19 protein-coding genes are annotated in these 26159 nt (G+C 72.5%); 9 read left to right on the forward strand and 10 right to left on the reverse strand.

Translation table 11 applies throughout. The annotated features are described in order from the left end of the window. The first annotated feature begins 18 nt into the window (after nucleotides 1-18). The 4 genes from BJ958_RS03615 (at nucleotide 19) to BJ958_RS03630 (ending at nucleotide 6488) form a co-directional block, all read left to right on the forward strand. Nucleotides 19-2031 carry an NAD(+) synthase gene (locus BJ958_RS03615; protein WP_179725579.1) on the forward strand — a complete coding sequence of 671 codons (2013 nt, stop codon included), beginning with the start codon at nucleotides 19-21 and terminating at the stop codon, nucleotides 2029-2031. Nucleotide 2032: 1 nt separating this feature from the next. Further along, on the forward strand, nucleotides 2033-3364 hold the full coding sequence (locus BJ958_RS03620) for an aminotransferase class I/II-fold pyridoxal phosphate-dependent enzyme (protein ID WP_179725580.1): 1332 nt from the start codon (nucleotides 2033-2035) through the stop codon (nucleotides 3362-3364). A 134-nt stretch (nucleotides 3365-3498) separates the two neighbouring features. Then, entirely contained in the window at nucleotides 3499-5757 is a 2259-nt protein-coding gene (locus tag BJ958_RS28925) for an EAL domain-containing protein (RefSeq protein ID WP_179725581.1), read from the forward strand. Further along, nucleotides 5754-6488 (forward strand): hypothetical protein, encoded by a 735-nt coding sequence (locus BJ958_RS03630; RefSeq protein ID WP_179725582.1) that lies wholly within the window; start codon nucleotides 5754-5756, stop codon nucleotides 6486-6488. The genes BJ958_RS28925 and BJ958_RS03630 overlap by 4 nt, the downstream gene beginning before the upstream one ends. 4 nt (nucleotides 6489-6492) lie before the next feature. Here BJ958_RS03630 and BJ958_RS03635 read toward each other — a convergent pair whose 3' ends face one another. Beyond that, the gene (locus tag BJ958_RS03635) at nucleotides 6493-6957 is read right to left on the reverse strand and encodes a hypothetical protein (protein ID WP_179725583.1); all 465 of its coding nucleotides are present in this window, start codon (nucleotides 6955-6957) and stop codon (nucleotides 6493-6495) included. Between the two features lie 118 nt (nucleotides 6958-7075). On the opposite strand from BJ958_RS03635, the gene BJ958_RS03640 reads away from it, so the two are divergent. Continuing rightward, the gene (locus tag BJ958_RS03640; protein WP_179725584.1) at nucleotides 7076-7726 is read left to right on the forward strand and encodes a helix-turn-helix transcriptional regulator; all 651 of its coding nucleotides are present in this window, start codon (nucleotides 7076-7078) and stop codon (nucleotides 7724-7726) included. Here BJ958_RS03640 and BJ958_RS28930 read toward each other — a convergent pair. From BJ958_RS28930 to BJ958_RS03665, 5 genes are read right to left on the reverse strand one after another with little or no spacing between them, the layout of a single operon-like run. Next, nucleotides 7719-9341 carry a thiamine pyrophosphate-binding protein gene (locus BJ958_RS28930; protein ID WP_218865577.1) on the reverse strand — a complete coding sequence of 541 codons (1623 nt, stop codon included), beginning with the start codon at nucleotides 9339-9341 and terminating at the stop codon, nucleotides 7719-7721. The two genes, BJ958_RS03640 and BJ958_RS28930, sit on opposite strands and share 8 nt — an antisense overlap. After that, nucleotides 9338-10315, reverse strand: coding sequence for an NAD(P)-dependent oxidoreductase (locus BJ958_RS03650; RefSeq protein ID WP_179725585.1), 978 nt, complete (start codon nucleotides 10313-10315; stop codon nucleotides 9338-9340). The genes BJ958_RS28930 and BJ958_RS03650 overlap by 4 nt, the downstream gene beginning before the upstream one ends. A gap of 4 nt (nucleotides 10316-10319) precedes the next feature. Then, entirely contained in the window at nucleotides 10320-11084 is a 765-nt protein-coding gene (locus BJ958_RS03655; RefSeq protein ID WP_273516855.1) for an amino acid ABC transporter ATP-binding protein, read from the reverse strand. Continuing rightward, a complete protein-coding gene (locus tag BJ958_RS03660; RefSeq protein WP_343052551.1) occupies nucleotides 11081-12004 on the reverse strand; it encodes an amino acid ABC transporter permease in 924 nt (307 codons plus the stop codon). Before BJ958_RS03660 ends, BJ958_RS03655 begins: the two co-directional genes overlap by 4 nt. 1 nt (nucleotide 12005) lies before the next feature. Continuing rightward, nucleotides 12006-12923 carry an ABC transporter substrate-binding protein gene (locus BJ958_RS03665; protein ID WP_179725587.1) on the reverse strand — a complete coding sequence of 306 codons (918 nt, stop codon included), beginning with the start codon at nucleotides 12921-12923 and terminating at the stop codon, nucleotides 12006-12008. A 167-nt stretch (nucleotides 12924-13090) separates the two neighbouring features. Between BJ958_RS03665 and BJ958_RS03670 the strand changes: the two genes are divergently transcribed. Beyond that, a complete protein-coding gene (locus tag BJ958_RS03670) occupies nucleotides 13091-14668 on the forward strand; it encodes a PucR family transcriptional regulator ligand-binding domain-containing protein (protein WP_179725588.1) in 1578 nt (525 codons plus the stop codon). Here BJ958_RS03670 and BJ958_RS03675 read toward each other — a convergent pair. From BJ958_RS03675 to speB, 4 genes are read right to left on the reverse strand one after another with little or no spacing between them, the layout of a single operon-like run. Then, nucleotides 14649-15833 carry a serine hydrolase domain-containing protein gene (locus tag BJ958_RS03675; protein ID WP_343052552.1) on the reverse strand — a complete coding sequence of 395 codons (1185 nt, stop codon included), beginning with the start codon at nucleotides 15831-15833 and terminating at the stop codon, nucleotides 14649-14651. The genes BJ958_RS03670 and BJ958_RS03675 overlap by 20 nt on opposite strands. 10 nt (nucleotides 15834-15843) lie before the next feature. Continuing rightward, the gene (locus tag BJ958_RS03680; RefSeq protein WP_343052553.1) at nucleotides 15844-17556 is read right to left on the reverse strand and encodes a biotin carboxylase; all 1713 of its coding nucleotides are present in this window, start codon (nucleotides 17554-17556) and stop codon (nucleotides 15844-15846) included. Between the two features lie 44 nt (nucleotides 17557-17600). After that, nucleotides 17601-19073 carry a sodium:solute symporter family protein gene (locus tag BJ958_RS03685; protein WP_179725589.1) on the reverse strand — a complete coding sequence of 491 codons (1473 nt, stop codon included), beginning with the start codon at nucleotides 19071-19073 and terminating at the stop codon, nucleotides 17601-17603. 42 nt (nucleotides 19074-19115) lie between these two features. Then, nucleotides 19116-20069 (reverse strand): agmatinase, encoded by a 954-nt coding sequence (gene speB / locus BJ958_RS03690; protein ID WP_179725590.1) that lies wholly within the window; start codon nucleotides 20067-20069, stop codon nucleotides 19116-19118. 183 nt (nucleotides 20070-20252) lie between these two features. On the opposite strand from speB, the gene BJ958_RS03695 reads away from it, so the two are divergent. The 3 genes from BJ958_RS03695 to BJ958_RS03705 are packed head-to-tail and all read left to right on the forward strand — an operon-like array spanning nucleotide 20253 to nucleotide 26049. Next, nucleotides 20253-21779, forward strand: a complete 1527-nt coding sequence (locus BJ958_RS03695) for a PucR family transcriptional regulator (RefSeq protein WP_179725591.1) — start codon at nucleotides 20253-20255, stop codon at nucleotides 21777-21779. A gap of 9 nt (nucleotides 21780-21788) precedes the next feature. Further along, nucleotides 21789-23129 carry a glutamine synthetase family protein gene (locus tag BJ958_RS03700; RefSeq protein WP_179725592.1) on the forward strand — a complete coding sequence of 447 codons (1341 nt, stop codon included), beginning with the start codon at nucleotides 21789-21791 and terminating at the stop codon, nucleotides 23127-23129. Between the two features lies 1 nt (nucleotide 23130). After that, entirely contained in the window at nucleotides 23131-26049 is a 2919-nt protein-coding gene (locus tag BJ958_RS03705; protein WP_179725593.1) for a bifunctional [glutamine synthetase] adenylyltransferase/[glutamine synthetase]-adenylyl-L-tyrosine phosphorylase, read from the forward strand. Nucleotides 26050-26159: the final 110 nt, after the last annotated feature.

Consider the following 26159-nt stretch of genomic DNA (forward strand, 5'->3'; position numbering starts at 1 on the left):
CTTCCCTAGACTCGCCTCGTGGACTTCTACTCGGCCTACGCCCACGGGTTCGCCCGGGTCGCGGCGGTGACCCTCCCGGTCGCGATCGCGGACCCCGCCACCAACGCCGCGCGCGTCCTCGAGCAGGCGCGTGCCCTGCACGACGACGGGGTGGCGGTCGCGGTGTTCCCGGAGCTGGGCCTGACCGGGTACGCCGTCGACGACCTCTTCCTCCAGGACACACTGCTCGACGCGGTGCGCGAGGCGATCCTCGACCTCACCGTCGCCTCGGCCGACCTGCGGCCGGTGCTCGTGGTGGGGGCGCCGCTGGCGAGCGGCAACCGGGTCTTCAACTGCGCGGTGGTCATCCACGGCGGGCGGGTGCTCGGCGTCGCGCCGAAGTCGTACCTGCCGACGTACCGCGAGTTCTACGAGGCCCGCTGGTTCGCCGCCGGCGCGACCCGGAGCGCGGCCGAGGACAGCATCGAGCTCAACGGCGAGCAGGTGCCGTTCGGCAACGACCTGATCTTCTCGGCCTCCGACGTGCGCGGCCTCGACCTGCACGTCGAGGTCTGCGAGGACATGTGGGTGCCGATCCCGCCGAGCGCGAGCGCCGCGCTCGCCGGCGCGACCGTGCTCGCCAACCTCTCGGGCAGCCCGATCACGATCGCGCGGGCCGAGGACCGGCACCTGCTCGCGCGCAGCGCGAGCGCGCGCTGCAATGCGGCCTACATCTACGCCGCCGCCGGCCAGGGGGAGTCGACGACCGACCTGTCGTGGGACGGACAGACGATGGTCTACGAGATGGGCGACCTGCTCGGGCAGAGCGAGCGGTTCCCCGACGGGCCGCGGGCCACGGTCGTCGACATCGACCTCGACCGGCTGCGCCAGGAGCGGATGCGGCAGGGCACCTTCGACGACAACCGCGTCGCCGAGGGCGTCGAGCCGTCGCACTTCACCCGCGTCGAGTTCGAGCTCGAGCCGCCGGCCGGCGACATCGGGCTGCGGCGCGAGGTCGCTCGCTTCCCGTTCGTCCCCGACGACCCGGTGCGGCTCTACCAGGACTGCTACGAGGCCTACAACATCCAGGTCTCCGGCCTCGAGCAGCGGCTCTCCGCGATCGGCCAGCCGAAGATCGTGATCGGCGTCAGCGGCGGCCTCGACTCGACCCACGCGCTGATCGTCGCCGCCAAGGCGATGGACCGGCTCGGCCGCCCACGCAGCGACATCCACGCGTTCACGATGCCGGGCTTCGCCACGGGCGACACGACCAAGTCCTACGCCACCCGGCTGTCCCAGGCGCTCGGCTGCACCTTCGAGGAGCTCGACATCACGCCGGCCGCACGGACCATGCTCGAGGGGCTCGGCCACCCGTTCAGCGACGGCGAGCCGGTCTACGACATCACCTTCGAGAACGTCCAGGCCGGGTTGCGCACCGACTACCTGTTCCGGCTCGCCAACCACCGCGGCGGGATCGTGCTCGGCACCGGCGACCTCTCCGAGCTGGCGCTCGGCTGGTGCACCTACGGCGTCGGCGACCAGATGTCGCACTACAACGTCAACGCCGGCGTCCCGAAGACCCTGATCCAGCACCTGATCCGCTGGGTGATCGACACCGACCAGCTGCACGACGGGCACTACGACGACGAGGCCGACCAGGTCCTGCAGGCCATCCTCGAGCAGGAGATCACCCCCGAGCTGATCCCGGGCGGCGAGCAGCGCACCGAGGACTCGGTCGGCCCGTACGCGCTGCAGGACTTCACGCTCTACCACGTGCTGCGCCGCGGCTACCGGCCCAGCAAGATCGCGTTCCTGGCCCACCACGCGTGGGGGAGCGGCGAGGCGTCGTACGACCTCGCCACGATCCGCAGGTGGCTCGAGGTGTTCGTCCGGCGCTTCTTCAGCAGCCAGTTCAAGCGCTCGGCGCTGCCCAACGGGCCGAAGGTCAGCCCCGGCGGCACCATGTCGCCGCGCGGCGACTGGCGGATGCCGTCGGACGCCAGCCCGGCCGCGTGGCTGGCCGAGCTGGACGCGGACGTGCCGACGCAGTGACGTGCACGCCTTCTCCGACGACGACCGCCGGGTGCTCGGCGAGGTCCTCGACTGGGTCGTCGACCGGCTGACGGATCCCGCGGGCACGCCGAGCGCCGGAGCCCCGTCCCTGCCGCCCGTCGTCGGGCCCGTCGTCGGATCGGGCGTCGGGGTCGAGGCAGCGTGGCGGATGCTGCGCGACCAGGTCCTGCCGACCGCCTTTCCGGCCGACCACCCCCGCTACCTCGCGTTCGTCGGAGGCGCGCCGACCACCGCCGCCGTCCTCGCCGACGCGGTCCTCTCGGCGGCGTCGGTCTACGGCGGCAGCGAGCTCGAGGCGGGAGCCGTCGTCCGCGCGGAGCGGGCGGCGGCACGCTGGCTGTGCGACCTGGCCGGCTATCCGCCCGAGTCCCACGGGGTCTTCGTCAGCGGCGGGTCGCTGGCCAACCTGAGCGCCCTGGTCGCCGCGCGGCACGCCGGTCGTCGCGCCGACGGGTCGCTGCCGGACGTGATCGTGGCCGGCGGGGCGGCGCACTCCTCGGTCGCCGCAGCGGCCGGGATCATGGGGTGCACGGTCGTCACGGTCGGAGCACCCGACACCCGGCTCTGCGCGGCCGACCTCAAGCCGGTGCTCGACGAGCTGCCGGCGACGCCGGTCGCCGTGGTCGCCACCGCGGGCGCGACCAACACCGGCGTCGTCGACGAGCTGGACGAGCTGGCGGCGACCTGCGCGGAGCGCGGCACGTGGCTGCACGTCGACGCGGCGTACGGCGGAGCCGGGCTGCTGGTGCCGCAGCTGAGGCCGTTGTTCGCCGGCATCGAGCGGGCCGACTCGATCACCATCGACCCCCACAAGTGGCTCTTCACGCCCTTCGACTGCGCCGGTGTGCTCTACCGCGACCCGGCGCCCGCCCGGGCGGCCCACACCCAGCGGGCGCCGTACCTCGAGCCCGTCGACGAGGAGGCGTTCGACAACCCGGCGGACCACGCCGTGCACCTGACCCGTCGTGCCCGCGGCCTGCCGCTGTGGTTCTCGCTGGTCGCCAACGGCGCGGACGGCTACGCGGCCGCCGTCGCGGCCTGCCTGGCCGCGGCCCGGGCAGCCGCCCGGCGGATCGAGGCGAGTCCCGTGCTGGAGCTGGTCGCCGACCCCCAGCTGTCGGTGGTTCTCTTCCGCCGCCGCGGCTGGGCACCCGACGACTACCGGCGCTGGTCGAGCCGGGCCAGGTCCAGCGGGCTGGCCCTGGTCACGCCGACCACGTTCGCGGGCCGGACGGTGCTGCGGCTGTGCTTCGTCAACCCGCGGACGTCGGCGGACGACGTCGAGCTGGTCCTCGCCAGCCTGGAGGCGTGAGGCGCTCGCCCGGGGCGGGATCGGGCACGGGTTAGGATTGCTCACCTGATTCGGGTCAGGTGCGGCGTCGGCCTGCCGACAGGACCCGCGTGAGGATTGACCGGGACGTCCTCGTGTGAGGGGAGGCGAGCGCCGTGGCACGTAGCAGTGCACCCATCGCACGGATCGCACGCCTGGTCGCCTGGGCGTCGTGGGCCTGGCTGATCCTGGGCCTGGTCGCGAACCAGGTGGCGCGGACCGTCGCGCCCGAGTCCAGCCAGTCGATCCTGCTCACGACGCTGACGATCTTCTTCCCGATGCTGCTGCTGCGCCTGGCGCTGGCGGCGCGGATGTACGCCGGGCGGCGCGCCGGCCTGCTCCTGCTGCTCGCGGCCGTGACCGCCTGGGCGCTGGGGTCGATGTCGGTCAACTCCGGCAGCGATGCGGCGCAGCACCACTTCCCGGCACCCGGTGAGTGGCTCTTCCTCGTCTCGTACCTCGGCATGGCCGGCTACCTCATGCTCGACGTCGACCGGCGCCAGCTGCGTCCCACCCGTGGCTGGCTCGACATCGCCGTCATCTGCGGCGGCACCTCGTGCCTGGCCTCGCTGCTGCTGATCACCCCGATCCGGCTGGCCTCGGGGCAGGAGGGCGTCCCGCTGCTGCTGGCCCTGATCTACCCGCTCGCCGACGGAGTCCTGGTCCTCGCCGTGCTCGGCCAGGCCCTGCTGCAGGCCCGCACCGACCTGGTGAAGTCGGTGATGCTGGGCGTGGCCTTCGTGCTGCTGGCGTGCGCCGACTCCGGCTTCGCGCTGCAGGCCTCGGCTCGGACCTACGACTTCGCCAACATCAGCAACGCGCTGTGGGGCGGGTCCTTCGCGCTCCTGGTGGCGGCCGCCTGCCGGCCGGCGACGGCGGTCATCCGGACCGTCCCCAAGGCCGCGGGTACGGCGGTCCTGGTGGCCGCCGGCGCGGTCGCGACCGCGGTGCTGATGATCCGGCCCGACGACGAGCTGGCCTACTTCACCCTGCCGCCGGCGGCGTTCACCATGGTGACCGTCGCCTGGCGGATGGTGCTGGCGCTGCGCGACGCCAACCGCGCCACGGAGGCCTTCGCCCTCTCGCGGACCGACGACCTCACCAAGCTGCCCAACCGCCGCGCGGTCCGGGTGCGCCTGGAGGACGCCATCGAGGCGAGCGAGCCGATCGCCCTGATGATGCTGGACCTCGACGGCTTCAAGGAGATCAACGACGCGCTCGGGCACCAGGTCGGCGACACGGTGCTGCGGCTGGTCGCCGTCCGCATGCGCGAGGCGGTCGAGTCGCGCGACCTGGTCGCCCGCCTCGGCGGCGACGAGTTCGCGATCATCCTGGCCGGACGCGACGAGATCGAGCTGATGGAGACCGCCCACGACGTGCTGCGCGAGCTGCGCAACCCGATCTCCGTCGACGGCATCGAGATCTGCCCGTCGGGATCGATCGGGATCACCATCGCCGGCCCCGACGAGCACGACAGCGGCGAGGTGCTGCGCCGGGCCGACGTCGCGATGTACCAGGCGAAGAGCTCGGGCACCGGCGCCGCGCTGTACGACGTCGAGCTCGACGAGTTCTCACGCTCGCGCCTGCAGCTCGCCGAGGAGCTGCGCAAGGGTCTGAAGGACGACCAGATCGAGGTCTGGTACCAGCCGCAGCTCGACGTCGCGGCCAGGGAGATCTCCGGGCTGGAGGCGCTGGTGCGGTGGCGCCACCCGGTGCACGGCGTGATCAGCCCGGTCGCGTTCCTGCCCGCGGCCCGGCGGGCCGGCCTGATGGCGGCGCTGTCGGAGGTGATCGCCCGGCAGGCGCTGCGCGACCACCGGCAACGCCTCGATGCCGGGATCGACCTGCGCCTGGCCGTCAACTGCGCCCCGACCGAGCTGCTCGGACATGCCTTCCTGCCGCAGCTCTACGCCGCGATCGAGGAGCACGCGATCCCCGCGGACAGCCTGGTCCTCGAGATCACCGAGGACTCGTTCCTCTCCGACCCGCACCGCACCCGCGAGCTCCTCGTCGACCTGCGCGAGCACGGGGTGCAGGTCTCGATCGACGACTACGGCACCGGGTTCTCCTCGCTGACCTACCTGCGCAACCTGCCGGTCCAGGAGCTCAAGATCGACCGATCGCTGGTCCGCAACGTGGCGGAGGACCACCGCAGCCGCGAGATCGTCGCCTCGACGATCCAGCTCGCGCACGCCCTCGACATGCGGATCGTCGCCGAGGGCGTCGAGAACGCGGCCGACCTCGCGGCGCTCGACGCGATGGGCATCGACACGGTGCAGGGCTACCACCTCGCCCGACCGATGCCGGCGGGCGAGGTCGCCCAGTGGGTGCGGAGTTGGCGCGGCAAGGTGGAGGCAGCCAAGATGGCGGGATGAGCGCCGCCCCCCTGCGCTTCGTGCTCGACCCGGTCGGCGAGGAGCTCGCGGCCGCGTTGCGGTGCGAGGCTGACGTCTTCCTCGAGACCTACGGCAACACGGCCGAGGAGATGGAGCGCGAGTACGGCCCCTACCTCGACGCGACCGGCTTCATGACGGTGCTGGCCGAGGACGGCGAGGCGGTCGCGACCGCACGGTTCATCGGGCCGGGCCCGGCCGGGCACAAGTCCCTCAACGACACCTCGCGCCCGCCGTGGGGCATCGACGGACAGCGCTCGGCGCGCTCGGCCGGCGTCGACCTCGACAAGACCTGGGACATCGCCACGGTGGCGGTCCGGCCGGGCCACGGCCGCGGCGGGCTGTGCGCGGCCGCGCTGTACCACGGCATCGTCGCGGCTGCCTTCGCCAACGACATCGAGTACGTCGTGATGATCATGGACTCGCACGCCCGCCGGCTGCTCTCCGGGCTGGGCATGCAGACCCAGGTGCTGCCCGCCACGTCGACGGGGGAGTACCTCGGCTCAGAGAGCAGCACGCCACTGTGGGCCAACCTGCACCGCATGTTCGAGCGGCAGCGGCAGGACGATCCCGACGCCTACCGGCTGATCTTCCAGGGCGTCGGGCTCGACGGGATCGAGCTGCCGACCGACTGGAGGCGCACCACGACCCCGCCGGGCGCCGGCCCGGCCGTAGGGCTGACCGAGCCGGCGGCCGACGTCCCCACACGCTGAGGGCTCACGCCTCCCTGCGGTGGTCACCCCGCATCATCCGTGCCATGCAGAAGCAGCACACGGCGAGCGCGACCATGCCCACGCCGAGGTAGGCCATCTGGTCGACGCTGAACAGGTTGACCGCCAGCAGCACGAACCAGATGCCGAGCACGTCGGCGCCGAACTGCGGCATGGCGGCGACGAGCAGCCCGATCAGGAGCGTGATCGCGCCGACCCACATCACCGCGTCGGCAGCGTTGCCGGGCAGGAAGTTGTTGGCCCACGTCGAGATCGAGCCCTCCCACGTGGTGCTGTCGGTGACGGCGTTGGTCATCATGTCGAGCCCCCACAGGACGGGGAGCGCGACGAAGGTCGCCCAGAGGGCCACGCGGCTCTGGTGGGCGGCGTCGACGGAGGCGAAGTGCGTGAGGTCGTGCATCTCCTCGCGCATGTCGTGGGTGAGGTTGTCCCACGCGTGGGTGCTGGCCATGGTCGGCCCCTTTCTCGAGCGGTCCCCGTTTTGTAAGGGACATCACGATTGACGGTAGACCTGCGGCGATCTTTCGACAAGACTCGTGTCTGCTAGAAAATCGGGGAGGGAGCAGGCCATGGACGAGGCGTTCGGGCAGCGGGTGGCACGGGTCGGCTCCCTGGCCGATCCGGTACGACGGGCGCTCTACCGGTTCGTGGCCGAGCAGCCCGGCGCGGTGAGCCGCGACCAGGCGGCCAGCGGCGTCGACGTACCGCGCCACACGGCCAAGTTCCACCTCGAGCGACTCGTCGACGAGGGCCTGCTCGTCACCGAGTTCCGGCGGCTGACCGGTCGCACCGGGCCCGGCGCGGGCCGGCCGGCGAAGCTGTACCGCCGCTCGCGCCGCGAGCTGACCGTGAGCGTGCCGAGCAGGCGCTACGACCTGGCGGGCCAGGTGCTCGCCGACGCGGTGGAGCGGACCCTGGCGGGCACGCCGATGCCGGACGCGCTGGCCGCGGCGGCCGACGACGCGGCGGACGCGGTCGCGGGCAGCGTCGTCGAGGGGCAGCCGCTGCTGGAGACGCTCGTCCCGCTCGGCTACGAGCCGCGCGCGGAGGACGATGGTGCGCTCTGCCTGGCGAACTGCCCCTTCGACCGGCTCGCGGCGGATCACCGCGACCTGGTCTGCGGGGTCAACCGGGGGTTCCTGTCGGCCCTCGCCCGCAGGTTCGGCGCCACCGTGGAGCCGGTCGAGCCGGGCCCGGGGTGCTGCGCGCGGGTCAGGTGATCGCGAACATCCGCGGGCGGGCCTCGAGCACCACGACGGACGGTCCGGGCTCCCGCAGCTCGGCGGCGAGCGTGCTGCCGAGCGTCTCGGAGCTGACCCGGTGCGCCGGGATGCCGAAGGCCTCGGCGAGGGCGACGAAGTCGGGCCGGGCGAGCTCGGTGGCGGTGGCCTCGCCGAAGGCGCCGGTCATGTACTCGCGCAGGATGCCGTAGCCGCCGTCGTCGATGATCAGCCAGGTCACGTCGGCGTCGTGCTGGCGGGCGGTCGCGAGCTCGGCGATCCCGTACATCGCGCCGCCGTCGCCGGACACCGCCAGCGTCGGCCGCCCGGTGCCGATGGCCGCGGCGAGCGCCGCGGGGAACGCGAACCCGAGACCGCCGGCGCCCTGGGCGGAGTGGAACTCGCCGTCCTGCGGGTCCCAGATCGACCAGGCCCAGTAGCCGGCGATGGTCATGTCCCAGAAGGTGTGCAGGTCGGCGGGCACGGCGTCTCGCAGCGTGGCCATCAGCGCCAGCTCGGGTGCCAGGTCCTGGCCGGCGAGCCGGGCCTCGACCCGGCTGCGCAGGTCGGCGGCCACCTGCGTGCCGCGCTCGACGGCGCCCGCGGCTGCCGGCGGGAGCAGGTCGGCGATCACCTCCAGCGCGAGTCCGGCGTCGGCGTGGATCCCCAGCACCGGGTAGTTCGAGCCGAGGGCGCGCGGCTCCGCGTCGACCTGGATCAGGACGCCACGGGGCGCGAAGGTGAAGTAGTTGCTGGTGACCTCGCCGATCGTGGTCCCGACGGCCAGCAGGACGTCGGCGTCCTCGAGGAGGTCGGTGGTGTGGCGGTCCTCGATCCAGCTGCCGGCGGAGAGCGGGTGGGCGAACGAGATCGCGCCCTTGCCGCCGGCCGTGGCCACGACGGGTGCCCCGAGCGCCTCGGCGACGCGGAGCAGCTCCTTGGGTCCGGTGGCCGAGCGGCGGACCCCGCCGCCGGCGAGGATGACCGGACGTTGCGCCCCGGCGAGCAGGCGGGCGGCCTCCTGGGCGAGCTCGGGGCGGGCCGGACGGGACGGGACGTGGGTGATCGTCGAGGTCACCGGCGGCACGGGGGAGGGCTCGAGCAGCACGTCCTGCGCGATCTCGACCCAGACCGGGCCGGCCGGCACCGTCTGGGCGAGCGACCACGCGTCGGCGATGGCGGAGGGGATGTGCGCGGCGTCGAGGACGACGGTCGTCCCCTTCGTGACGTTCTGGGCGCTCTTCTGCTGGTCGTCGATCTGGTGGAGCAGGCCGTTCTTGCGTCCGCCGATCCCGCGGCGGGGGACCTGGCTGCTGACCACGACGATCGGGACGCCGGTCGTGTAGGCCTCCTGCAGGGCACCGAGGGCGGTGAGCGCGCCGGGGCCGGTCGACACGAACATCACGGCCGGGTGCCCGGTGGCCCGGGCGTAGCCGTCGGCGCCGAAGGCGGAGTTGTTCTCGACCCGCGAGCTGACGAAGTGCAGGTCGCTGCGCCGGATGGCGTCGAACAGGCCGAGGGCGTGCTGCCCCGGGATCCCGAAGATGTGGGTGACCCCGAGCGAGGTCAGGGTCTCGACGACGACGTCTCCGCCGTTGCGCACGTGATCGGTCACAGGGTCTCCTGGAGGTCGGCGCCACCGGGGGTGGCGGTGGTGAGGGGGGCGGAGGTCGGGGTCAGCGCGGCCAGCACGTTGGCGACCGCCCCCATGACGTAGGCCCGCTCCGAGGCGCCGCTGTAGAAGCCGGCGTGGGGGGTGACGATGGTCCGGGGATGGGACAGCAGCGGGTCGGCCGGGTCCGGCGGCTCCGGGTCGGCGACGTCGAGGAAGGCGCCGCGCAGGTGGCCGCTGTCGAGCGCCGTGAGCACGGCGGCCGCGTCGACCAGCTCGCCTCGCGCGACGTTGACGACGTATCCGTCGGGGGGCATCAGGGCGAGCGCCCGTGCGTCGACCGCGTGCCGGGTCTGCGGTGTCGAGGGTGCGTGCAGGCTCAGGACGTTCGAGGTCGCGAACAGCTGGTCCGCGGAGTCCACGCGGTCGACGCCGGCCGGCCACTCCTCGGCCGGGACGTAGGGATCGAGCGCCACGATCCGCCCGAACATCGGCCGGGCCCGGACCGCCAGGTGCTGGGCGATCTGGCCCATGCCGTACAGGCCGAGGGTGAGCTCGCTGAGCCGCGGCGGTGCGGGGATCCGGGTGAAGTCCCAGTCGGCGGCTGCGGCCTGGCCGGCGGCGAGTTCCCGGGTCATCGCGAGGATCCCGGCCAGGGCATGGGTGGCGACCTCCTCGCTGGCCAGCGGCGGCAGGCCGCACACCTGCACCCCCGCCGCCCGGGCGGCAGCCACGTCCACCTGGTCGAGCCCGACCGTGGTCGTCGCGACGACCCGGAGCCGGGAGAGGGCCGCGATGGTCGCGGCGTCGATGCCGACGAAGCTGACGATGAGCGCCTCGGCGTGCTCCGCCCGGTCGCGGACGTCGACGGCGCTGTCGGCGCCGATGAGCTCGACCCGGTGCCCGGCGGCGCGCAGGGCGGCGATCCCGGGGCCGAAGTCGAGCCCACCGGTGTCGGTCACGGCTACGAGTGCCATGTCCTCACAGCACCTTCGACAAGAAGGCCCGGGTGCGGGCGTGCTCGGGTCGCTCGAAGACCTCGGCGGGAGAGCCCTGCTCGACGATCACGCCCTCGTCCATGAACACCACCCGGTCGCAGACCTCGCGGGCGAAGCCGATCTCGTGCGTGACCACGATCATCGTCATGCCGTCGGCGGCGAGTGACTTCATCACGTCGAGGACCTCGCCGACCAGCTCGGGGTCGAGCGCGGAGGTGGGCTCGTCGAAGAGCATCAGTGCCGGCTTCATGGCGAGGGCGCGGGCGATGGCGACGCGCTGCTGCTGGCCACCGGAGAGCATGCTCGGGTAGTGGTGCTGCCGGTCGGCGAGCCCGACCCGCTCGAGGAGTGCCTCCGCCTCGGCCCGGGCCTCGGCCCGGGGACGGTGCTGGACGGAGACCGGAGCCTCCATCACGTTCTCCAGGGCCGTCATGTGGGGGAAGAGGTTGAAGCGCTGGAAGACCATGCCGACGTCGCGGCGCGCCAGGGCGATCTGCGAGCGGTGCAGCTCGTACTTCTTGCCGTTGGCGCGCCGGTAGCCGACCAGCTGGCCGTTGACGCTGATCTCGCCGCCGTCGATGCGCTCGAGGTGGTTGATGCAGCGCAGGAACGTGCTCTTGCCCGATCCCGAGGCGCCGAGGAAGGACACGACCTCGCCGCGTCGGACCTCCAGGTCCACCGACTTGAGGACCTCGTGGCGTCCGTAGACCTTGCGCACGGCACGTGCGTCGACCATCAGGGTGTTCATCGAGCTCCTCCTCGGTTGAGGGCTGTCCTGCGTGGCCTGCTCGCGACACCGGCGGTGCCGCGGCTCATCCTGCGCTCCAGGCGGGCCTGTCCGTAGGTGAGGACCGTGGTCATCGCGAGGTACCAGATCGACGCGACGAGGAGCAGGGGGATCTGCTGGAAGTTCCGACTGTAGATCGCCTGCGCCGTGCCGAGCAGGTCGAGCATGCCGAGCACCACGACCAGCGACGACTGCTTGAGCATCGTGATGGTCTCGTTGGCGGTCGGGGGGATGATCAGTCGCGACGCCTGGGGAAGGATGATCCGGCGATAGGCGACGACCGGGCTCATCCCGAGGGCCTCGGCCGCCTCCGCCTGGCCCTTGTCCACACCGCCGATGCCGGCGCGGACGATCTCGGCCATGTACGCCGCCTCGTTGAGCCCGAGACCCAGGATCGCGGCCATGAACTGCGTGATCACGGTGTTCGTCGACCAGGTCGCGAAGCTGGGCCCGAACGGGATGGCGAGGCTGATCTCCGGGAGCACCGAGGCGAGGAAGTACCACCCGAGCAGCTGGACCAGGATCGGCGTGCCGCGGAAGAACCACACGTAGACGCCGGCGCTCCACCGCAGGACCGGGTTCTCGGACAGGCGCATCACCGCGAGCACGGTGCCGAGGACGACACCGAGGACCATCGCGACGACGGTGACCTTGAGCGTGGTCACGATGCCGTGCAGGATCGAGGTCTCGAACAGGTAGCCGCTGACCAGGTCCCAGCGCAGCGCGTCGTTGGTGACCAGGAACTTCACCAGGACGCCGGCGTAGACCGCGATGACGGCGACCGCGACCCAGCGCCAGGGGTGGCGCAGGCGGATCACCGGCTCCTCGGCGTGACCGGTGGCCAGCTCACCCCCGGCGACGGGGCTCGTCGGGACGCTCACGTCACTTGCCTGCATTGATCGGGGCGCCGGTCAGGGCCTGAGCGGTCAGGTTCCACTTGGCCAGCAGGTCGTCGTAGGTGCCGTTGTCCTGCAGCACCTTCAGGGCGGCCGCGACGGCGTCGCGCAGTCCGGTGCTGTCCTTGGGGAAGGCGATGCCGACGGGCAGCGTGCCGAACGGCTTGGCCGGCACCTCGAAGGTGTCCGGGTTCTGCTTGACGTTGTAGGCCAGCGTCAGGTCGAGGGCGAGCACGGCGTCGGCCCGGCCGGACTGCAGCGCCTGGATCGCGCTGGCCTGGTCCGGGAGGGGCGACTTGTCGACGGGCTTCTTGCCGGCGGCCTCGCAGTCCTTGCTGATGTCGTCGGCGACGAGGTCTCCGGTCGCCGCCTTCTCCACGGCCACGGCGCGCCCGCAGAGGTCGGACTGCTCGGTGAGCCCGTCCGGGTTTCCCTTCATCACCAGGAAGGTGACGCCGGAGCTGAGGTAGTCGACGAAGTCGACCTGGGTCTGGCGCTCGGGCTTGTCGATCATCGAGGTGAGGCCGAGGTCGTAGCGGTGGGCGGTGAGGCCGCCGATGATGCCGTCGAAGTTGGTGTTCTGGAAGTCGAACTCCACGCCGAGCACCTCACCGAGCGCCTTGCCGAGGTCGGCGTCGAAGCCGAGGACGGTCTTGTTGTCGGTGTCGAAGTACTCCATCGGCGGGAAGCTGACACCGGAGGCGACCTTGACGACCCCGGCGTCCTTGATGTCCGCCGGCAGCAGGCCGGCCGCGTCGGCGTCCACCTTCTGGGCGCTGAGGGTCGCGCTCGCGTCGGGGCCACCGGCGGCGGACGTGCCGTCGTCCGGGGCGGCGCACGCGGTGACGGCGAGGGCTGCCGCGACGGTCGTTGCGGCGGCGAGGGTGGTGCGGGTGATCTTCATGGCGCTCTCCGGTTCGGGCTCACAGCTCGGGGACGGGTCTGGGTCGGGGACGACGTGGTGCGGATCACGAAACTAGGGTTCGATGGACCTCGGCCGACAGAGTCGGAACCGCACAGCGAGGAGGGCCCGACAGTGCAATGCCGTCAGGTGCGGAAACAGGGGTGGCCGTGCTGCTGAACGACGCCTTCGAGGTCCCGCTGGCCGAGCTCCTCGCCAATCCGGCGCTGGGTCTGACCCAGGTCGCCGGCCCGACCGACACGGTGAGCATCAGCGCCGTGGCCACCACCGAGCTGGCCGACCCGACGCCCTACCTCGAGCAGGGCGAGCTGCTGCTGACCTCCGGTCTCGGCCTCGCCGACGAGCCGGGCGGCATCGGCGTCTACGTCGAGCGCGTCGCCACGGCGGGGGTGGCCGCGCTCGGTTTCGGGGTCGAGCCGGTGTTCCCGGAGGTGCCCCGGGCGCTCGTCGAGGCCTGCGAGCAGCACCGGCTCCGGCTGCTGGACGTCCCGACCGGGACGCCGTTCGTCGCCGTGAGCCGGGCGTTCACGGAGGAGGTGGCCCGTCGCCAGCAGCGCGAGTTCGAGACCGAGGCACGTGCGATGGCCGCCCTCGCCGGGGCCGCCGGCGGTGCGGACCCGATCCGGTCGCTCGTCCGGCAGCTGTCCCGCCGCACGGGCGCGACCGCCGTGCTGCTCGACCCCGACGGCAACGCGCTCGCCACCGGCGGCCGGTTGCCCGCCCCGCCGGTGCGGCAGCTGCTGCGCGACCACGCGGCGTCGCTGCAGCAGGGCGGTGCTGCCCTCGCCACGACGTCGACCCTCGGCGACCGGCTCCACCTCAACCTGCAGGTGGTCCCCACGGGCTCGTCCGCGGGATCGCGCCTGGTGCTCGCGCTGACCTCGGCGAACGCGCTCACCCTCTCGGAGCGGCGCACGACCGCGTCTGCGTTGTGGCTGCTGGCCGCGCTGGTGAGCCCGCGCTACGCGCTCGAGGCCCGGACCGAGGGGATCGCGGCGCTGGTGCGCCTGCTCACCAGGGGCCACGTCGACGACCTGGACCGCCTGCTGCGCTCCGGCGCCGCGGCGCAGGGCGAGCACTGGGTGGTGGTCCGCGGGCAGTCGACCCGCTCGCCACGGGGCCGGCGTGACACGGCCGTCGACATCGCCACGCTGCGGACCGCGCTCGGTACGCCGTACCTCGACCTCGCCGACGGGAGGCTGACCGCGCTGGCGCCCTGTGACCGGACGGACCCGCCCGCTCCGCCCGCCGACGTCGCCGCACTCGGCTGGGCGCTCGGGTACAGCGCGCCCTTCCGGATCGACGAGCTCTCCGAGGCGCGGGCGCAGGCCGACCGGATGCTCCGGCGCGCACTGGCCGGCGAGGCCGCCGTCGTCGTCCACCGGGAGACCGACGTGGCCGTGGACTCGCTGGTCCAGCGCGAGGAGGCCACCGCGTTCGCGCGCTCGCTGCTGCGCAACGTGCACGAGCTGCCCGACGACCAGGCGGCCGCGCTGCTCGCGACGCTCCACACGTGGCTGTCGTGCCACGGCAGCACGGAGCGCACCTCGACCATCCTCGGCGTGCACCGCAACACCGTCCGGCACCGGCTCACCCAGGTCGCGACCCTGCTCGACGCCGACCTGCAGGACCCCGAGACCCGGATGACGCTGTGGTTCGCGCTGGGCTGGTCCGGCGACGGAGCCGACCGCGCGGGCCCGGGCGGGATCAGGCCAGCGCGGCCGTGATCGCGTCGAAGGCCGCGAGGGTGCTGAACAGCTTCCACGCGTGCTGCGGCTCCGGCCAGCTCGAGAGCTTGGCCGCCACGACACCGGCGGGGCGGTTCACGTAGATCATCTGGCCGTGGATGCCGAGGCACAGCAGCACGTCGGAGCCCGCGTACGGCAGCCAGACCTGGTTGCGGTACATGCCGCCCGGCATGAGCGTCTCGGTCGGGCTGGTCGCGAACGCCTCGCGCGAGTCGGCGTCGCCGGTCAGGGTGTCCGTGACCCACCACTCGGGCAGGACCTGCTCGCCGGTCAGCGAGGCGCCGCCGTGGCCGAGCAGGTGCCCGAAGCGCACCAGGTCGCGCAGCGCGGCGCAGATGCCGCCGTCGAACATGCCGGAGCCCACCGGGTCGACACCGATGACGGCGTCCTCCTCGGCGCCGATCCGCGACCAGAGCAGGCTCGACATCAGCTCCGGCATCCGCTGGCCGGCCGCCGCTTCGCACACCCAGCCAAGCACGTCCGTCTCGCCGCTGCGGTACTCGAACGGACCACCGTGCGGGCCCTTCTGCCGCAGGGTGAGCAGGAAGTCGTACATCGTGCTCGGCACGCCGGGACGTGTGCGCGTGGCCCAGCCGATCGCCTGCTCGAGGACCCGGACCTCGGCCGTGGGGTCGAGGTAGTCCTCGGAGAACCGGATGCCCGAGCGCATGTCGAGCAGGTGGCGCACGGTCGCGCCGGCGTACCCGCTGGCCTCGAGCGCCGGGACGTAGTCGGTCACCAGCCGGGCCGGGTCGAGCAGGCCCTGACCGGCGAGCACGCCGGCGACCGAGCCGACCAGCGACTTGCTCACCGACATCAGCAGGTGCCGGGTACCGGGTGCCATGCCGCGCGGGTAGTGCTCGCCCAGCAGGCGGCCGTGCTGCGCGACCGCCCAGCCGTCGGTCTCGGTGGCGTCCATGACCTGTGCGGCCGTGAGCACGCTGCCGTCGTAGAGCCGGACCTCGACCGCACCCAGGTCGCCTGCAGGCACGCCGAGGTCGGCCACCGGCCCCGTGCCTCGACCGATCCGCGCGGTCGGGACGATCTCGTCGACGTGCTGGAAGGACCAGTCCAGGAAGCCCGCCGTCTGCCAATTGTCGAGCGTGAGGCCGGCAACGGGGCGGTCGGTGTGTTCTCCCAGCACGTCGTCGATGCTAGACGGCCCCAAAGCCGCCCTCGGCGCCGAGGTCGGCCGGGACGGCGTCGGGCGGCGGCATCATCGGCGTGCCGGTGTAGTGGGCGCGGATCGAGTCGATCAGGTGCCGGGCGCGGATCGTCAGGTCGGCCGGCTCGCCGGGGCGCCCGGTCTGCAGCCGGCCCTTGGTGACGAGCACGCCGAGGTCGGCACCCTTCCAGCGGTAGTCGCCGGGGCCGTAGATGCGCAGGAAGAAGGCCTCGCTCTCGTTCTGCAGCTGGTGCCAGTCGAGGGCGGCCCGGCGGAACACCAGCGCACCCGACAGGTCGAGGGCGTACTGGCCCGTGGGGGCGCCGGTGCGGATCAGCTCGACGCCGGGGGAGGTCTCCTTGATGATCATCTGCGACCACAGGTCGACCGCGGCGAGCTCCTGCCAGCGCTCGTTGATCTCGTCGACGTCGATCGCGAGCTCGACGTCGAGGTACTCGAGCAGGTGGAACAGGAAGAGCGGTACGTCGGCGTAGGCGCCCGCGGTCACGTTCGTGATCGACGACGCGCCGCTGATCCGCGGGTTCAGCTCGCCGAGGTAGACCTCGTCGGTGTCGACGTCGACGAGCACGTCGACCTCGAAGAAGCCGCGGTATCCCTCCTTGCCGAGCCGGTCGCCGAGCCGGCGGACCAGGTCGGCGGCCTTGACCCGGAGGTCACCGGTCAGCACCTCGGGGAACATCTCGTTGCCGCACCAGCCGCCGCGGTAGGGCGTGAGCTGCGGGTGCCCGGTCAGCTCGGACATGAACGGGCCGACGACCGTGCCGCACGAGGTGAGCACCGCCTCGACCGCGACCGGGCGGTTGTCGATCCGCTTCATCACCTTGACCTCCTCGCCGGTGATGTCGTCGGCGTGCTTGTCCCAGTCCTCCTCGGCGGCGATGAAGAAGGTGGTCTTGCCGGAGTCGCCGTACGCGGTCTGCACGACCAGGTCGGTGCCGAGGCCGGCGTCCTTCGCCGCGGTGACCAGCTCGTCCCACGAGTCGACGGTGGCCATCACGTTCGGCACGCTGGGCACCCCGACCTCGTTGCCGAGCCGCGTGGTGACCAGCTTGGAGTCGAGGTGCGTGCGCAGCGAGGCCGGCGGCAGGATCAGGTCGTAGCCGAGCTCCTCGCAGATCCGCTCGGTCTCCTCGTCGAAGAACACCATCGCGACCTTGGGGCGCTCGCCGTTGCTGCGGGCCGCGATGAAGGCGCGGACCTCGGCGTTGCGCAGCAGCCAGTTGTTGATGTCCTCGCCGCTCTCGAACTCGACGTACGGCTTGTGCCGCGGCGTGAACACCCGCGGGTGCGCGCCGTCCCAGGCGTCGTAGTAGGTGAGGTAGGTGAAGTTGCGGACCCAGCGGTCGAGGCCGAGCAGGTTGAACGGCGTCGCGCCGACGAAGTAGATCGGCACGTCGTTGGTGCGGAAGAAGTGCCGCACCTCCGACATGTTGCGGAGGGTGCGACGACGCGGGGCCGCGGGCGGGGCGGCCGGGGCGAACGCCGCGTCCGTGCCCAGGGTCGGGACCGGTTCGATGCCCGCCGGCTCGGTGTACTCCTGCTCGGGAAGGACCGGTTCAGGGGCGGCGGCCGCCTTCTTCGACGTACGTCGGGTGGGTGCCTTCTTGGCCGTCGTCCTCTTCGCCGCGGCCTTCTTGGCGGTGGTCCTCGCGACGGGACGGCGAGACGGGGGAGTGCTCACGGGATGCTCCTTCGAGTCGATCGGGGGATGGGAGAGGCCGGTCGTCACACCGGGTCGGCTTCGGGGACCTGGGTGGTGGTGCCGGCGTTGCGGGCATCCCACTCGGCCATGATCGCCGGGTCGGTGGGCGGGGTGAGCAGGCTCGTGATGATGTACGCCAGCGCCGAGGACGCGAGGCCGTAGTAGATCGGCTCGTTGGCGTAGATGTCGCCCACGACGAGCATGGTGGCGAGGGTGACCGCGACCCCGACGCCGATGGACACCAGCGCGCCGCGGTTGTTGCCACGCCGCCAGACCAGGCCGCCCAGGATCGCGACGAGCAGGCCGCCGACGAGGATGTCGTAGGCGACGGTGAGCGCGGCGACGACGTCCTGCAGGACGCAGGCGAGCGCGATCATCACGATGCCGAAGGCGATCAGGTAGAGCCGGTTGCCGGTGACGTGGTCGTGCTCGTCGCCGGTGTCCTGGTGGCCGGTGGCTCCGCGGATCAGGTTGACGATGTCCTGGCGGGCGACCGTGGCGCTCGCGATCAGGGCCCCGCTCGACGTCGACATCACCGCGGCGAGCGCGGCTGCGAGGACCAGGCCGGCGAGCACCGGGTTGAGCGCGAACTCCACGAAGGCGGCGAAGGCGTCGTCCTTCACCTTCGCGTCCCCGGCCGGCAGCAGCACCCGCGCGGACATGCCGATCACGGAGCCGGCGAAGGCGTACGCCAGGCAGTAGACGCCGGCAGCCGTGCCGGCCCACCGGGCGACGGCGGGCGTGCGGGCGGTGAACACCCGTTGCCAGATGTCCTGCCCGATGAGGAGGCCGAAGGTGTAGATGACGAAGTAGGTGACGATCGTCTGGCCACCGATCGCGGTGAGGTCGGTGCCCGAGTGGCCGGTGACCCGCTGGAAGCCGTCGGTGATGCCGCCCCAGCCGTCGCCCTTGGCGAGCGCGACCGGGACCAGGATGAAGAAGATGCCGATGGTCTTGATGAAGAACTGCACGAAGTCGGTCAGCGTGATCGACCACATCCCGCCGAGGGCGGAGTAGAGGATCACGGTGCCGCCGCCGATCATGATCGCGGGCACCTTGTCGAGGTCGAAGAGCACCGAGAAGATCGTCGCGTAGGCGATGGTCGAGGTCGTCGCGAGCATCAGTGTGTAGGCGCACATGACCACACCGGACAGGACGTGCGAGCCGGGGCCGTAGCGCAGGGTCAGCATCTGGCTGACGGTGTAGATGCCGAGCCGCTGGATCCGGTGGGCGAACAGCAGGCTCAGCAGCAAGATGCCCATGCCGATGCTGACGACCAGCCACATGCCCGACAGGCCGTACTCGTAGCCGAGCCCCACCCCACCGATGGTGGACGCGCCGCCGAGCACGATCGCGGCCATGGTGCCGCCGTACAGCGCTGGACCGAGGCGCCTCCCGGCGACCAGGAAGTCCGACTCCGTCGTGGCTTTCGACTTCCCCACGAAGCCGAAGCCGATCATGCTCACGATGTAGAGGATGACGATCGCCTTGTCCATGGCGGTGTCCTTTCGGGGCGGACCTGCAGGGTGGGGTGAGGATCAGGCGGCTGCGTTGCGGGCCAGCACCGCGAGCAGCTCGTAGACGACGTGGCTGGCCGCGATGCCGGTGATCTCTGCGTGGTCGTACGACGGCGCGACCTCGACGACGTCGGCGCCCACCACGTTGCAGCCGACCAGCGCGCGCAGCGTGTGGAGCAGCTCGCGGCTGGTGAGGCCGCCGGCCTCGGGGGTGCCGGTGCCGGGCGCCATCGACGGGTCGAGCACGTCGATGTCGATCGAGACGTAGACCGGGCGGTCGCCGAGCCGGGCCCGCATCCGCTCCACGGCGGCCGGGAGGCCGTCGGTCTCGTAGTCGTCGGCCCGGATGATCGCGAAGCCGAGCGCCTTGTCGTCGGTGAGGTCCGCCGCGTCGTACAACGGGCCGCGGATGCCCATGTGCAGGCAGCCCTCCGGGTCGAGGAGACCCTCCTCGCTGGCGCGGCGGAACGGCGTGCCGTGGGTGTACGGCGCCCCGAAGTAGGTGTTCCACGTGTCGAGGTGGGCGTCGAAGTGCAGCACCGAGACCGGCCCGTGCCTGCGGTGCAGCGAGCGCAGCAGCGGCAGCGCGATGGTGTGGTCGCCGCCGAGCGTGATCGCCCGGTCGGCCCGCTCCCTGAGGGCGTCCGCGCCGCGCTCGATGCCGGTGATCGCCTCGTCGAGGCTGAACGGGTTGACCGCGATGTCGCCCGCGTCGGCGACCTGCAGGGTGGCGAACGGCGAGACGCCCAGCGGCGGGTGGAACGGGCGCAGCAGCTTGGACGACGCGCGGATGTGGCTCGGGCCGAACCGGGCCCCGGGGCGGTAGGAGACGCCCGAGTCGAAGGGCACGCCCACGATCGCGATGTCCGCGTGGTCGACGTCGCGGATCTCGGGGAGGCGCGCGAAGGTCGCCGGGCCGCAGTAGCGGGGCACCTGGGACGCGTCGACCGGTCCGACGGGTGGCTGCTCGCTCATCGTCATCCCTCCTGGCCGTGGGGCAGTAGGGGCATTGTGTGACCTGGGTCACGGTTCGCGCTATCGACAGTTCGGCACAGTCCGGCGGCGCGGGGGTGCCACTGTGGAGGGTCGTTCGGTGCTTTCCGGGACAGGTCGCGAGGAGGGGTTCCGGGACCGGTCGGGCGACTGTACGGTCCGGACATGGTGGTCGCCCTCGCAACGCTGCTGGGTCATCCGGGCCTGCAGCTGAAGGTCCTCGTCGGCCAGGACGCCCTCGACCGGCCGGTCCACTCCGTCGCCGTGAGTGAGCTCGTCGACCCGACGAAGTACCTCATGGGTGGGGAGCTGGTGCTCACCACCGGCATGTGGTTGCCCAGCGACCTCTCCTCGCTGGAGGAGTACGTCGACCGCCTGGTCGCGGCCGAGGTCGTGGCGCTCGGGTTCGGCGCGGGCGTGGTCGCCGACGCGACGCCGGAGCCCCTGGTCGCGGCTGCCGTCCGGGCAGGACTGACCCTCGTCGAGGTCGCCGAGGGCACGCCGTTCGTGGCGGTGATCCGGGCGCTCTCGGAGATCCTGGTCGCCGAGGAGCGTTCCGAGCTGCTGCACGTCCACCGTGCCCACCAGGACCTCTCGCGCGCGGCACGGGGTGGCGGCCCGCGTGGCGTCGTCCAGACGCTCGCGACCCAGGTCGCCGGCGACGTGCTGCTCCTCGACGGCGGCGGGCGGGTCCGGGAGTGGAGCAGCGAGGAGGCGACCGAGCTGCTCCCCGCGCTCGCCGCGGAGATCAACCGGATCCGGACGGCCGGACAGGCTGCCACCTCGATCGTCGAGGACGAGCGCCACGTCGCGCTCCAGGCGCTCGGGAACGGGCGTGCGGCCCGGGGCGTGCTCGTGGTCAGCACCGGCGCTGCGATGACCAAGCTGCAGCGCGACCTGATGGCAGGAGCGGCCGCGCTGCTGTCCTTCGGGTTCGACCAGGAGTCGCCGACGGCGCAGCGGCGGCTGCGCCAGGCGGCGCTGATCCGGCTGGTCCGCACGGGTGCGGCGCCCGCGCCGGATGAGCTCGCCGTCCTCAGCGAGGGCCTGCTCGCGGGCGGTCCGCTGGTCGTCGTCGCGGCCCGCGGACCGAAGGAGCAGCTCGTCGCCTGGTGCGAGGGGCTGCAGGACCTGGGGGAGGAGCGGGCGCTCGCCGGCCTGATCGGCGAGGAGGCCTACGCGCTCGTCGCGGCCGATGTCGACATCGACGTCGACACCGACATCGCCGCCGGCGTGGGCGGGGGCGAGGTCGTGCTCGGTGCGTCGCGCCCCGTCGATCCCCAGCGCCTGCGCACCGCCTTCGACGACGCCGAGCGGGCCTGCGACATCGCGGTCGAGCGCGGTGCCCGGGTCGTGCACTACGCCGACCTGACCAGCGGTGCGCTGTCGGTCGCCGACCCGTGGGCGGCGCGCTCGTTCGCCGACCAGTTCCTGGCGCCCCTGGACGCCTACAGCGCAGAGTCGGGGATCGACCTGCGCGGCTCGCTGATGACCTGGCTGGGCCACCACGGTCACTTCGACCCGGCGGCCCAGGAGCTGGGGCTGCACCGGCACACGCTGCGGCAGCGGATCAACCGCGCCGCCCAGCTGCTCGACCGGGACCTCGAGGACGTGGAGACCCGGTTCGACCTGTGGTTCGCGCTACGGGTGACCCGCGCGTCCCGCAACACGCGCGTCACCGGGGATCACTAGGCTGCGGCCATGGGTAAGCAAGAGGACTTCGTCCTGCGCGCTCTCGAGGAGCGCGACGTCCGGTTCGTGCGGCTGTGGTTCACCGACGTCCTGGGCTTCCTCAAGTCCGTGGCGGTCGCGCCTGCGGAGCTCGAGGGTGCCTTCTCCGAGGGCATCGGGTTCGACGGCTCCGCGATCGAGGGCTTCGCGCGGGTCTACGAGGCCGACATGCTGGCCCTGCCCGACCCGACCACCTTCCAGATCCTGCCGTGGCGCAGCGCCGAGGGCCCGGCGACCGCGCGGATGTTCTGCGACATCGTGATGCCGGACGGCTCCGCGTCGTACGCCGATCCGCGCAACGTCCTCAAGCGGACGCTCGGCAAGGCAGCCGAGCAGGGCTTCACCTTCTACACCCACCCCGAGATCGAGTTCTACCTGTTCAAGGACGAGCCGGGCACGGGTGACGAGCCGGTCCCGATCGACCGCAGCGGCTACTTCGACCACGCCGCGCACTCCCACGGCTCCGACTTCCGTCGCGAGGCGATCACCATGCTCGAGGCGATGGGGATCTCGGTGGAGTTCAGCCACCACGAGGGCGGTCCGGGCCAGCAGGAGATCGACCTGCGCTACGCCGACGCGCTGACCACCGCCGACAACATCATGACCTTCCGCACGGTCATCCGGGAGGTCGCGCTCAGCCAGGGGATCTGGGCCACCTTCATGCCCAAGCCGTTCACCAGCCACCCCGGCTCCGGCATGCACACCCACCTCTCGCTCTTCGAGGGCGACCAGAACGCCTTCTACGAGGCGGGTGCGGAGTACCAGCTCTCGAGGACCGGCCGCCAGTTCATCGCCGGCATCCTGCGCCACGCCAGCGAGATCAGCGTCGTGACCAACCAGTGGGTCAACTCCTACAAGCGGATGATGTTCGGCGGCGAGGCGCCCTCGTACATCTGCTGGGGTCACAACAACCGCTCCGCCATGGTCCGGGTGCCGATGTACAAGCCGATGAAGGGCCAGTCGACGCGGGTCGAGCTGCGCACCATCGACTCGGCCTGCAACCCCTACCTCGCGTACGCCGCCGTGCTCGCCGCCGGCCTCAAGGGCATCGAGAACGACTACGAGCTGCCGCGTGAGGCGGAGGACGACGTGTGGGCGCTGACCGAGCGCGAGCGCCGCAGCCTCGGCATCGAGCCGCTCCCCAAGAGCCTGCACGACGCGATCGCGATCGCCGAGCACTCCGAGCTGCTCGCCGAGACCCTGGGGGAGCAGGTCTTCGACTACTTCCTGCGCAACAAGCGGGCCGAGTGGGACGAGTACCGCGGTCAGGTCTCGGCCTTCGAGCGCGACCGGATGCTCCCGGTCCTCTAGCGTGAACCGGGCGTCGCAGCGCACCGAGCTGCTCCGGCTCGGGTTCGTCGACCTCGACCGGGCGTCCGCGGACCTCGAGCTGCTCGGGCCCGGCAGCACGGACCTGCTCGCGCTGCTCGGCCGCACCGCCGACCCGGACGCGGCCCTGCACGGGCTGGTCCGGCTCGCCGACGCGGTCGGCGACCGGGCCGAGCTGCTGGGCGCCGTCCGCGACGACGAGGGCACGGCGATGCGGTTGCTGTGCGTCCTCGGCGCGAGCGTGGCGCTCGCCGACCACCTCGCGACCCATCCCGAGCAGTGGCGTGAGCTCGCCGACCCCGCGCTCGGCTCCACGCGCCCGGCCGCCTGGGCGGTGCGGGCCGCGCTGATCGAGGCCGTCACCGACAAGCCGGACCACCAGGCGGTCGACGCGCTGCGCGTCGAGTACCGCCGCCACCTGCTGCGGCTCGCGGCCCGCGACCTGACCCACCACCTCGGCGTCGACGACGCCGCGGCCGAGCTGTCCGACCTCGCCGCCGGGACGCTGGACGCCGCGCTGGTCGTGGCCCGGGCACGGGTCGGGGAGCCGGCGGCCGGCGTACGGCTGGCGGTGGTGGCGATGGGCAAGTGCGGCGGGCACGAGCTCAACTACGTCTCCGACGTCGACGTGCTCTTCGTCCACGAGGGCGACGAGCGGGTCGCTGCCCGACTGGCGGCACAGATGATGCAGGTCTGCGCCGACCACACCGCCGAGGGCACGATCTGGCCGGTCGACGCCGCGCTGCGGCCGGAGGGCAAGGCGGGTCCGCTGAGCCGGACCCTGGCCAGCCACCAGGGCTACTACGAGCGCTGGGCCCAGGCGTGGGAGTTCCAGGCACTGCTCAAGGCCCGGCCGGTCGCGGGCGACCTCGAGCTCGGTCGCGAGTTCGTCGCGATGGTCGCGCCGATGGTGTGGTCCGCGGCGGACCGGGAGGGCTTCGTCGACGCCGCGCGGGCGATGCGGCGCCGGGTCCTCGACCACATCCCGGCCCGCCAGGCCGACCGCCAGCTCAAGCTCGGCGCGGGCGGGCTGCGCGACGTCGAGTTCGCCGTCCAGCTGCTCCAGCTCGTCCACGGCCGCGCCGACGAGTCGATCCGCCCGCCCACGACGCTGAGCGCGCTGGCCCGGCTCACCGAGGGCGGCTACGTCGGCCGCGAGGACGGCGAGTCCCTGCACCGGGCCTACGCGTTCCTGCGCCAGCTCGAGCACCGCATCCAGCTGCACCGGCTGCAGCGCACCCACGTCGTGCCCTCCGACGAGGCGTCCCTGCGCCGGCTCGGTCGCAGCCTCGGCTTCTTCAAGGAGTCGCGCAAGCTGCTCGAGGAGACCTGGCAGGACCACCGCCGCGAGGTCAGCCGGCTGCACCAGAAGATCTTCTACCGGCCGCTGCTCACCGCGGTCGCGCGCATCGGTGCCGACGAGGTGCGGCTGTCCTCGGAGGCGGCGGGCGCCCGCCTCGCCGCCCTCGGGTACGCCGACCCGCAGGCCGCGCTGCGCAACCTGGAGGCCCTGACCAGCGGCGTCAGCCGCACCGCCGCCATCCAGCGCACCCTGCTGCCCGCGATGCTGCAGTGGTTCGCCGAGTGCCCCGACCCCGACGGCGGCCTGTTCGGCTTCCGCCGGATCAGCGAGGCGCTCGGCCGCACCCCGTGGTACCTCTCCACGCTGCGCGACGAGGGCGAGGCCGCCGAACGACTGGCCCACCTGCTCGCGACCTCCCGCTACTGCACCGACCTGCTCGAGCGCGAGCCCGCAGGCGTCCGGCTGCTCGGCGGCGACCTCCACCCCCTCGGTTCGGCGGCGCTGACCGAGGAGATGCTCGCGACCGGCGGGCGCCAGGAGGGCTTCGAGAAGGGCGTGCGGGCCGTGCGCGCCGTACGCCGTCGCGAGCTGCTGCGGATCGCCGCCGGCGACGTCCTCGGCCTGGTCGACGTCGCCGACGTCGGCTTCGCGCTGACCCGGCTGACCGACGCGACGCTCGAGGCCACGCTGCACGGCGCGATCGAGTCGACCGCGCGCGCCCGCGGCACCGAGGTCGTCCCGACCCGGATCGCGATCGTCGCGATGGGCCGCTACGGCGGCTTCGAGCTGTCCTACGGCAGCGACGCCGACGTGCTCTTCGTGCACGACCCGGTCGAGGGCGCCGATGCCCACGAGGCCTCGACCTTCGCCCGCCTGGTCGCCGAGGAGGTGCGCCGGGTGCTCGCCGTGCCCGGCCCGGACCCGGCGCTCGTCGTCGACGCCGACCTGCGCCCCGAGGGCCGCCAGGGCCCGCTGGTCCGCACCCTCGACGCCTACGCCGCCTACTACGCCAAGTGGTCGCACGTCTGGGAGGCCCAGGCGCTGCTGCGCGCCGACGCCGTGGTCGGCGACGCCGGGCTCCGCGAGCGGTTCACGGCGCTGATCGACCCGCTGCGCTACCCGGCGGGCGGGCTCACCGACGACGACGCGATCGAGGTACGCCGGATCAAGGGTCGCGTCGACAAGGAACGCCTGCCGCGCGGCGCCGACCCGGCCCTGCACCTCAAGCTCGGACGCGGGGGACTGGCCGACATCGAGTGGACCGTCCAGCTGCTCCAGCTGCGGCACGGCGCCGAGGTCCCCGGCCTGCGCACCACCCAGACCCTGGCCGCCCTCAGCGCCGCCGCCGAGGCCGAGCTGATCTCCCCCGACGACGCCCGGACCCTGACCGCGTCCTGGCGCCTGGCCACCCGGGTCCGCAACGCCGTCCTGCTCGCCCGGGGCCGCGCGGGCGACGAGTTCCCCCGTGCGGTGCTCGAGCGGCGTGCCGTCGCCGGCATCCTCGGCTACCAGCTCACCGAGACCGACCGGCTCCTCGACGACTACCTGCGGGTCACCCGGCACGCGCACGCCGTGGTGGACCGGGTGTTCTGGGAGTGAAATAGGCGCCGGGCCGCGACCTCTGGGGGGGTCGGTCGCGGCCCGACATCGCACATCATAGACACATCATCGGAACGTTGGGGGCAGAAGGGTGAGGTTGACCTGACACC

This window comes from Nocardioides kongjuensis (genome assembly GCF_013409625.1).
In the GTDB taxonomy this organism is placed as follows: Bacteria; Actinomycetota; Actinomycetes; order Propionibacteriales; family Nocardioidaceae; genus Nocardioides; species Nocardioides kongjuensis.